This window comes from Streptomyces sp. NPDC004658 (assembly GCF_040609555.1).
In the GTDB taxonomy this organism is placed as follows: Bacteria; Actinomycetota; Actinomycetes; order Streptomycetales; family Streptomycetaceae; genus Streptomyces.
Genome location: NZ_JBEXKG010000384.1, coordinates 1 through 1602 on the forward strand (window position 1 = coordinate 1; position 1602 = coordinate 1602).

A 1602-nucleotide genomic window follows, 5' to 3' on the forward strand; every position below is an offset into this window, starting at 1 on the left:
GTCTGCCCGATGTACGAGATGTCGAGGGTGGAGAAGTCGACACCGCCCGGGCTGCGGAGTCCGTTGCCGGGCTGCTGGACCAGGCCGCGTGCCCGCTCGATCTGGCGGCGGGCGTCCTCAGGGGTGGGCGCGGACCTGCGGGCCATGTCGGCGCCTGAGCCGAAGGAGGGGCGGCTCGGGTCCGGCGTCATCAGCTGGTTGCTGCGCGGGGTGTACGTGCCGACGGTGAAGCGAGGATTCGGGGTGGCGCCGTGCCGGTAGTACTTCACGCCGGCGGCCTTGTACTTGGCGACCGTCTTCGCGTCGGGCTCCTGCCCGTTGATGTAGACGACCTTCCAGCCACGGCGTACGAGTTCGGCGTCGATCTTCAGCTGCCGGGCGTCGTAGCCGATCCCGGACTTGACCTCGTAGACGGTTCGGGTGCGCTGGTTGACCGCGTCGAAGACGCGACCGTTCTTCATCACGTCCTTGCCGAGGGTCCGCTCGAGGTCCTTGTGCAGCTCGGGGTTGAGGTCGCGGAGGTTCTTCTGGCAGATCCAGTCCACGCCGCCGAGGTCGAAGTACTTCACGACCTCCGACTCGAACCCGTTGCCCCGCTTGTTGTTGCCCTCGTTGCGGGAGTAGATGTTGTTCAGCCACTCGTTGAACGAGCCCTTGTAGGGCTTGGATCCGGCCTGGGTCTGCTTCCAGGTCGTGACCGCGTTCTCGGGTGTTCCCCACGTGTAGTTCTTCGGGTTGTCCCCGTCGGGCAGATCGATCAGCCCGGGGTCGGTGAGCGCCTCGAAGCCCTTGGCGAGGTGGTCGTAGCCGTAGAAGCGGTCCTCGGCGTTCGGCGTCTTCCACTGGTTCGGACCGGCGGGCCTGGACCCGGGCAGTTTGTAGGACGGTGGCGGTGTCGGGCTCGTGCCGTACTTGTCCATACAGCGGCCCAGCATCGGCTTCGGCGGCGCCGCTTCGGCGTTGTGATGCAGACCGGGCAGCGGTCCGGCGACCAGTACGGTCGCGCCGAACGCGACGGCCGCCATGCGAAGCCGTAACCAGCCGGGTGCGCGTATCGCGAATTGCATGTGTGTGTCCCTCGTGGGGGCAGCGGTCAGCCCGTGTGCACAGGGCAGGCACGGGAGGGTCGGCGGTGCATGGCCCCCGTCGATGCCACCGCCTCGCCCGACACCGTAGCCTCCGGCAGCCCCGGAACCACAAGGGATACACAGGCGTGGCACAACAAGCACAGGTCCTTCAAGGCTGTTCGGCACCGGTAAGGGGCGGCGGCCTACGCTTGGCGTTCATGACCACCAACCCGCGCCGCCCCACCCACGAGGAGTTCCTCGACCGGTGGCTGGACGACCTGCAGGTGCTGACCGCCCGCCTCGAACAGGTGCATCTTCCGCGCGACTTCCCCTTCGACTACACGCCCGCGTCCCTGGCGGAGCTCGAACGCGCCCTGCTGGAAGCGGAGTTCGACGACGGTTTCCGGCAGGCCGCGACCCCCTACATCGGGGAGGTCCTCATGGACGCGTCCGGTGGCCGGTGGGACATCGACCCCGAAGCGGGGGGTGAGGACGGTGAACCGTTCGTCCGTCCCGACCCGGCCCTCGGTCTGCC

At 67.9% G+C, this 1602-nt stretch carries 2 pseudogenes; one reads left to right on the plus strand and one right to left on the minus strand.

The annotated features are described in order from the left end of the window. Nucleotides 1–1025 (minus strand): annotated as a pseudogene (locus tag ABZV94_RS41520) (hypothetical protein); the annotation flags it as partial. Between the two features lie 260 nt (nucleotides 1026–1285). On the opposite strand from ABZV94_RS41520, the pseudogene ABZV94_RS41525 reads away from it, so the two are divergent. Next, a pseudogene (locus ABZV94_RS41525) lies at nucleotides 1286–1602 on the plus strand (hypothetical protein); the annotation flags it as partial.